Origin of the sequence: Novosphingobium kalidii (assembly GCF_040534015.1) — a bacterium.
GTDB classification, from domain to species: Bacteria; Pseudomonadota; Alphaproteobacteria; order Sphingomonadales; family Sphingomonadaceae; genus Novosphingobium; species Novosphingobium kalidii.
Genome location: NZ_JBEWLY010000024.1, coordinates 58,613 through 66,518, shown reverse-complemented (window position 1 = coordinate 66,518; position 7,906 = coordinate 58,613). Strand labels below are relative to the sequence as shown.

The 7,906-nt window shown below is 53.7% G+C and carries 6 protein-coding genes and 1 pseudogene; 2 read left to right on the top strand and 5 right to left on the bottom strand.

Annotation, left to right across the window (positions count from 1 at the left end; all coding sequences use genetic code 11):
• Positions 1-542: IS3 family transposase (locus ABVV53_RS15590; protein WP_353985360.1), on the top strand; the 542-nt coding region annotated here is incomplete at its 5' end.
• A 69-nt stretch (positions 543-611) separates the two neighbouring features.
• A pseudogene (locus ABVV53_RS15585) lies at positions 612-777 on the top strand (IS630 family transposase); the annotation flags it as partial.
• Between the two features lie 113 nt (positions 778-890).
• Here the strand turns inward: ABVV53_RS15585 and ABVV53_RS15580 are convergent.
• Genes ABVV53_RS15580 through ABVV53_RS15560 form a run of 5 tightly spaced genes read right to left on the bottom strand, consistent with a single transcriptional unit; the run spans position 891 to position 6,675 of the window.
• On the bottom strand, positions 891-2,063 hold the full coding sequence (locus ABVV53_RS15580; protein WP_353985359.1) for a hypothetical protein: 1,173 nt from the start codon (positions 2,061-2,063) through the stop codon (positions 891-893).
• A gap of 11 nt (positions 2,064-2,074) precedes the next feature.
• On the bottom strand, positions 2,075-3,139 hold the full coding sequence (locus ABVV53_RS15575; RefSeq protein WP_353985358.1) for a glycosyltransferase family 4 protein: 1,065 nt from the start codon (positions 3,137-3,139) through the stop codon (positions 2,075-2,077).
• A gap of 14 nt (positions 3,140-3,153) precedes the next feature.
• Entirely contained in the window at positions 3,154-4,455 is a 1,302-nt protein-coding gene (locus ABVV53_RS15570; RefSeq protein ID WP_353985357.1) for an O-antigen ligase family protein, read from the bottom strand.
• A gap of 8 nt (positions 4,456-4,463) precedes the next feature.
• Positions 4,464-5,384: a glycosyltransferase family 2 protein gene (locus ABVV53_RS15565; protein ID WP_353985356.1), complete on the bottom strand. Its 921-nt coding sequence runs from the start codon at positions 5,382-5,384 to the stop codon at positions 4,464-4,466.
• 1 nt (position 5,385) lies between these two features.
• The gene (locus ABVV53_RS15560) at positions 5,386-6,675 is read right to left on the bottom strand and encodes a lipopolysaccharide biosynthesis protein (RefSeq protein WP_353985355.1); all 1,290 of its coding nucleotides are present in this window, start codon (positions 6,673-6,675) and stop codon (positions 5,386-5,388) included.
• Positions 6,676-7,906 lie beyond the last annotated feature (1,231 nt).

Genomic DNA, 7,906 nt, shown 5'->3' with positions numbered 1-7,906 from the left:
GGCGCAACGTCAGTGCTGCCAATCGTGAAAGGCAGCCTGCAGCATCGGCGGCGAACGAGATGTGGTCGATGGATTTCGTCTCGGACGCGCTGTTCAATGGCCGCCGTGTTCGGGCGCTGACCGTCGTTGACGCCTTTACCCGAGAGGCGCTGGCGATCGAAGTCGATCAGGGCATCAAGGGCGAGCAGGTTGTTGCTGCGATGATGCGGATCTCGTCGATCCGCGGCGCACCCAGGACCATACGGGTGGACAATGGGCCCGAGTTTATTTCGAAGGCGCTGGACCGGTGGGCCTACGAGAATGGTGTGACGCTCGATTTCAGTCGACCAGGCAAGCCCACCGATAACGCGTACGTGGAGTCGTTCAATGGTCGCTTGCGCGACGAGTGCTTGAACGCTCACTGGTTCCTGTCGCTCGCCGACGCCCGGACCAAAATCGAGGCTTGGCGACGGGACTACAATGAGAGCCGTCCTCACACATCGCTTGGCTGGCTGACGCCGGTAGAATATGCTGCTGCTACGGCCGCCCAGGCGGCCGAATGAATGCCGGATACTCAAGCTTAGGCTGGATGAGAAACCGGGGGACCCTCACACTCAGTGGGGGCTGGTCACTTCAGTCCTATCGAAAAGGCCTTCTCCAAGCCCAAGGCTATGCTCAGGGGGATTCGGCGAGCAGACAGTAAACGGACTCTGGGACCTGATCAGCAGACTGGTCGACATCTTCCAGCCTCGCGAATGCCCCAACTACTTCACGTCATGCGGATATGAGCCAGACTGATCGAAAGTCGCTCTAAAGGTTGATCTTTGAGTCCCTAATCATGGAGGTGCTCCAGTCATCAATGCTGCACAACACACTCACCGCTCGAGAATTCGTCGTCCCCCAGGATTCGGTCAATCAAACCTTCCAACCTTTAAGTTAGATTTAGTTTGCCCTGCAAAGCTCTCTCCAACAACGGTGATTCCCTCTATCTTCGCAAGACTGGAATCTTCGTAATAGCCGATGACTTTCCCAGGCTTCCTTGCTTCCACCTGCAGCCTGGGCTTTACAAACCTTGCTCCATGACCTGCTCCTGAGCACACAAATGCTCTCAGATAATGGCCATCCAGTGCTAGGTGACCTACTACCGAACAATCTACGAAGGTGTTGGAGTGCGACAATTTAAGCATACCATCGCCAATTTCAGCCGTTCTCTGCGAGAAACAGTCTAAGTGACGGGCAAGATTAAAATTGTCGAAGAAGCTGATGACGCACGCGCTAAAGATGTTTTCCGATGCCCCCAAGTCAGCCTCGATTCCGCCTTGACCACGAGGATTACGAAGATGACATCCTATCACGCTATTGAAGCAAGTACCGGGACCAACAAGTTCTATTCCATTCTTGTCGCCCTCAAAGGCCTGAAGATTCCATATAACATTCTGCACCGCCAACACTTCGCTGCAACCATCAGGCTTTCTTTTGAACGGAGTTTTTATTCGAGCGTGAAATCCCGCATTCCGTCCTACGCTTGAACAACTCAGAAGCTGATTGTCGCGGACACAAGTCGATCCATGACCCGACGCCTCTATCAAAAAGCCCCCGCCATTACCTCCATATCGATGCAAGAAGCGCGGCACGCTGCCGCAGTCCACCACGCGGCATTGTACAACCTTGCAGCTGCTTGCGTCACGGATTACAACTCCAAAGACGTACCGTGAAAGAACTCCTGTGGCGTTTCTCTTCTCCAGATTTCCACTTATCTCTAGGCCCTCAATGTAACTCCCACTTCTGAGTTCCAAGACCGCCTCGACATCATCGCCACAGTCAGAACTAAGTACTAGCCGAGTGCCAGGCCTGCCGATGAGGCGCTTACCTTCAGGAACGATTAGGGTAGTCTTTAGAATAATCTCCCCCGGCCCCAAGACAACGGAGTTGCACGATTTTAGGCTAGCTCTGATCATGCCTTCGGCATCGTGCCCGCCGGAAAAGACTATCCGTTCAGCCTCTTTGCCTGACTCCACCCACGCTGGCAGCGCTACGGCGGCCTTCAGCGCACTTCTTCTGGTTAGGAAAGAAACGTCAAACATGCAGACCTGCTCTACGCCGAGACAAGTTTCTCCAATTCAGTCACATGATTCTGAATGGAAAAAACTTCAGCTCGCTGCCGGCCAGCTCTCGCCATCTCATCTCTAAGGTCAGATGAGTTCAGCACCATGCTCATCGCTCGGGAGAAAGCACCAGGAGTATCGAGGCTCACAAACAATGCAGAGTTTTCCATCTCAGCTCCGAGCACTTCGCGACTAACATCTAAATCCGACACGACCAGGGGCAGTCCGGCCGCCGCAGCCTCCAATAGAGCTAGGCCAAATGTTTCCCACCGAGAGGAGAAAGCGAAGGCATCAGCCGCCTTGAAGAGTTCCCCGATTTGATCGCCCGTCAGTTCACCGAGAAACTTCACCCGATCGGCCACTCCAAGATCCTGGGCCATCTGACGAAGTTGCTGCTCCAATTCGCCAGCACCGGCAATCGCCAGCACCGCTGGAACGTCCACCATCGCCTGAAGTAGCTCTGCCTGGTTCTTCTGCACGGACAAACGCCCGACATTTACAAACAGGAAGTCGTCCCGTGGCAATTCAAGGTTTTTCCGGCACAGCTCCTTAGATGCCGAAGACAACCTCGGATTAAGGCCATTATAGATCAGCTTTAGTCTAGATCTATACGCCTTGCTGTATCTATCAAAGCAGTGGTATGTGTATCCAGAATTTGCAACAATCTTATCATAAACGCCAACTGTTCCAAAAATATGGTCTGCGAGACTTAAAGAACTTGAAATGCGTGATGGTGGCTGTGTCTGCACGGCCACTCGGTTCTTCAAGCCGGCACTAAACGCGACGAGGTTGCCGATGAGATTCGCCGGCGCCGTGTTTGTTATGATCACATCATAGCCGCCGGCTGAAATCATCCGTCGCAACTTCCATATGGCAGCGAGTATCCCAAGTTTTGATGGACGCTTCGATCCAGCTAGAATAGTCTTGGGCTCGTCGTTGAAAACTGCGCGTTTCTGGTAAAGAAAGACCACTTCGGCAGCATGACCACGCGAGCGCAACTCACTTGCAGTTTGAAACACACGCACCTGCGCGCCTCCGACTTCCAGTTGCGTCAAAACAAATAGGTACCTCACGCCGCTTTACCCTCCGTGCTGTCGAGCATGCCTCGCCTTGTGGACCGTGTAATTGCAACGCTGCTCCTGCGTTGAAGAACTCGCCTTTTAGCTGATGCTTGGAATAGCATGACGCATACGATGAAAATCGGCCATTCAACTCGAGTGCCAGAAAATATAGACGGTTCTGTGACATTATGCACAAGGAAGTAGAGAAGAAACGCAGTAGCAAAGAGGTAGTCACGATCAGCTGATATAAGCTGCTTTGAAACTTTCGACAACGGCCAGACCATACATGCGACAATCGCTGTAAATAGCCCCACCCACCCAGTACTTACCAGAGTGTCAAAATATCCGTTGTGCCCGTGCGGGTACGCTGCGAATCTACGACCGGCTGTTTCGGTGGCCGGGCCACTTAGTCCAACATCCCAGAACGAGCCATAACCAGCTCCAAACGGGTTTGCTGCGGAATAATCTAAGCTCACCTTCCACAACATTCCTCGGCCCGTGAAAAACTGAGGCTCGGTTATCGCCTGATAGATTGCCGCCCAGTACCAGACGAAGCAGCCCACCAAAATCATCAACACAGATAAAGACGCTACTCTGAGTAAAAGTCGAGATCCATAAAATCGCTTGACCGCTAATATAACAACGAGCGCAAGAAGGCACAAAGGAACCATCGCCATGCTCGTCTTCGACCCGGTTCCAACTAGCATCACAACCGATACTGCAGCCAAGGTTAGGTTAAAAGTGCTTCTCTCGACCCAAGCGCGTGTCAGGCCCAAGAATATACCAACAGATGCGACCGATGCAGCGATGTTCTTGTGTGAGTGTATCCCCTTCCACAAGCCGATCAGTTCACGATCCGCCTCACCCGGCCGATGAACCGCATTCGGTATCGCAGCAACAGCCAAAAGATCGATAATCAGAAGTACAAATATGAGACTTGCTAGCAGCCGAATAGCTTCACGCACCCCAATGATACGGAGCAGGATGCACAGCGATAAAGTTTCGCCAAAAGTAAGAATGTAGCGGCGTAAGCCGACCTCGGGGTTGGCCGACCATGTTAGCGTCAGCAAAGCCCATCCAAAGAAAATCCAAAACGGTATTGGTAGCGCTAGAAGCCCCCTGTAAGCCCCACGTACTGTGAGGAGGCAAAACGACGTAAACATGAGAAGCAGAAGTGGGATTTGGCGTATGATATTCCCACCTCCATCTCCATCTCCGCTAGGATCAGGGCCACCTAGGGGGCTCGTACCAATCATGATAATGGCGCAGAGGAGCACAAACACCGCTCTGGCAATGAAATTAGCCTTCATCGATGCCCCTAAGTGCCATGCGAGATGTGGTACTCAGAAAAACGCCTGCCGCGCAGGGCAGCTATTTTCCCTCGAGATCGCATAACCGCTTGGCGCGATGCAAAGCGATGATATTTCGATGGGAGAAGGAAAGAGTGCGCCAAGCCGAGATAAGCAACCGAGATCAATATCTGCACAGCATGCTTGATCATGAAGTTTGGCGGACGATTCTTCAAGCCAGCTAGCATCTCGCTATTTCCCACGCGAAATGCGCGTTGGCGGGACCAAGCTTCCGTGCACCGGCTTTCTGGGAAGGTCTCAAACACCAACGCATCAGCCGCCCATGCAAACTTAGCTCCACGCCTTTTCAGACGCTGTAAAAAGTCCCGGTCGCCGCCTCCCGTCATTGAGAACGCACTATCAAAGCGCTCTTCTTTGTTCGCGGTGAGAAACGAGAGCCGAAAACAGATATTTCCGGTGGATTCGATCGACTTTATAAGCCCATCCCGGTCGGACTTCGTTTTCGTTTGATTGAACCGCCGTAGATGATCCGGCATCTGCTTGGCATCGAAGACGCGCTGCACCGGCCCTCCCACGACATCGGCATCAAATCGCGCATGTACGGAGATGAGTTGGTCCAGCCACGCAGAGCTTGGCACTTCATCATCGTCGATCATCGCAAGGAAGGTGGCGTCTGTGCGGACCAAAGCCCACTGCACTAAGGCGTTACGCGCCTCAGATATTCCGCGTGGATCAACCATAACGACGGAAATTGGGTGAAGATACCCTTCAGCAATCCTTTGCTGACAAACCGCTTCACCAGTTTGCCGTTCGCAATCGTTCTCAGCCACCACAATTTCGATTGAGTGCTGAGTCTCCAGCTTCGCCAACCCGTCCAACAAACGCGCTAGGCCGACTGGCCGTTTGTAGGTGGGAATGCCAACGATCACCTTAAGCTTGCACACTTTTTATACCCTTCGCGAGGCGCCAAACACCAAACGTCATGACCAACTCCCCACAAATAATACCGGCGATGGATGTGATGGGATCTACAGCCACGGTCAAAATCGCTGCAATCAGCAGGGTAACGGGAGCAGCCAAGAGACTTGTGTGGGCGAGAGCGCGAAACTGCCTTCCAGCTTGGACAAAAACACTTAGCGGCACCCGTACAGACCTGATACACACAAAAACAAAATACAGAACAATGGCCATATTAACATAGCTTGCTTGAAATGACGTCGTATTCCAAACATCCCCCATAAATATCCATGCAGCAAGCACAATCAAAGCGTTCAATCCGACTACGCCAAAAGCTATAAGCTGAAACTGGCGCAAAATCTTTTTTGCCCCTTCCTCATCTCCTACTGCAAGTGCCTTCGCCATCTTGGGTCGCTCTGCAAGCATCAACGACGTAAAGATAGTTGAGATGGGTCGCCAAACGAGTGAGGCGACGGCGATAGGAGCGAAAGCAGCGGGGCCAGCCAAAAACGTTACAATATAGGTATGGCCGTTTACCGTTAGCTCTGTCGTAAGCACCCCAAGCAAGGACCATGCAGACTGATCGCGCCATACCGTCCGGTAAGCGCTGATTGGATATGACCAAAATTCCGAGAAGGCGAAGCTCGTTCTCCGGCCATTTGCTTCAAGAATGATTGTTCCGGAGATCATTGCTGCCAGCAATACTCCGCCCGCGGCCTCCAATGACGCAGTCTTGCTAAAGAATATTATGGCAGTGCCGAGCAAAATCACTGCTGAGCATGTAACGTCCGACCATGCCGAGTTTCGAGGGCGCCCCGTTGCATATTCGTAGGCTCGCCGGAACCAACGCAGCGCACCAACAGCGCCAAACAGCGCCAACACAACAGCTCCGCGCCAACCCACGCCGAACGCCAAACCTGCACTCAATATGGCGAGACCTACTACTAATGAACTAAGTAGGTTCACCTTATACAGCGCCCAATAGGTAGACGCGTGGCCACTGTCATCGCCTTGATTCAAAATGATAGAGAGAGGGGTGGCAGTCGTAGCGTTTGTGATGCCGTATCCGAAATTTGCTAAAGTGACGCAGAATGCGAAAAAGCCATAGTCAGCTTGTGACATCGCTGGCACAAGTACTAGGGCAAGCAGGAAGTTTGAGCCCGCGAGCCCAAGGGGACCAACTAAGTTCAATCCCCGATCTATCCAGCCAGTCGGAATGCGGGTCAAAATGGCTGCAGAGGATAACATTTTGATCCTTGCCACTTAGAGGGGGCCTATGTCTCTGGCCACGGCGCGCAGCCGTTTATGGGAATATACGCAGGAAAGGCAAGCAGCATTGCTGCACTGCCACATTGCCGCAATCTGACGGTCGCGCCGAACCCCGTCGGTTGCGGGGCCACCGCGCTGAGCGGCTGCGGCGAAGGCTGCTTGCGCATTGGCGTAGCCTCTTCATCAGAATGAGAGAACTGCGGTGCACCGACCGCATCAGGAACTCAGCTCAACAAAACAGATGAAATTTTCTGAAGCAGAATAGGCGATCCAGTTTGATCGCAGCTGGTCTACGATACCGCAGGTGCGTAGGGACGGAAACCCTCGCTGTACTTGACCCTGGGACTGAGCAGCTTCTTTATCGCCTGAGAACGCGGGTCACCCAGGAGAAAGCGACTGCGACCGAATGCGCGCCGAGAACATGCGCGCCCTGCATCCAGCCGACCCTGGCGCCTCTCTGCCCGAGTCTCTAGTCTTAGTGCTTGAGGCGAGATCAGGCTAGATGCGCAATCACTCCCGCTAGGCGCTCGAGCGCGCCTTAACCTCTTCCCCCTCGGAATCGGGATCAAGGTAGGCACCGTTCATCCGATCGGGCATTCCGTTGAGCGGCGGGCACTCGACACTGCCGAGCTTGTGCGAAACGAGCGGTGCCGCACGCATAAGCCGCCTACATCGGCGGCAACGCGTTAGATCCAGATCCCGCCTGCAATGCTTGCGTGGTAAAGCTCGTCACTTGTGAAGCAACTAAGCGCCGCGCGCCAGCAAGGCATAGAACGCGCGCTCCGTTACCTTGCGCTTATCATACGCAAACCGCAGCACATGTAATCGGTGACCTGCCGGGTGGAGGCGACCAGATCGATATCGGGCTGAGCAAGTGCCTGTTCAGGCGGGCGCGTCGGATCACCAAATTACCCATAGAGTGCCGGCGAGGTCATCGTCAGCTTGGCCACATGGCTGAAGTAGGGCCTGGTCGAGTTGGAGTGAGAGCTATCACCTCATACATCGATCAGCCGATCGCGAATCGGCTGACCGAACCTCAGCTCACCATTAAGCGCCAGCACCGCCGGCTTGTATGCACCAAAGTTGCCCCTGAACGCGGGTAGTGGGGAAGGCGGAATAGACCAGTCCTAGCAAGCGCGTTCACAATCTCACGCAACAATGCAGCGTACGGCCGGGGGCCGGGACTGATCGACGTTCTGCGCGGATCGTAGCGGACCAGTTCAGA

Bases quoted from the DNA above. Each gene is read 5' to 3' on its own strand.
- ABVV53_RS15580 (WP_353985359.1), bottom strand. From the start codon at position 2,063: ATGTTTGACGTTTCTTTCCTAACCAGAAGAAGTGCGCTGAAGGCCGCC.
- ABVV53_RS15570 (WP_353985357.1), bottom strand. From the start codon at position 4,455: ATGAAGGCTAATTTCATTGCCAGAGCGGTGTTTGTGCTCCTCTGCGCC.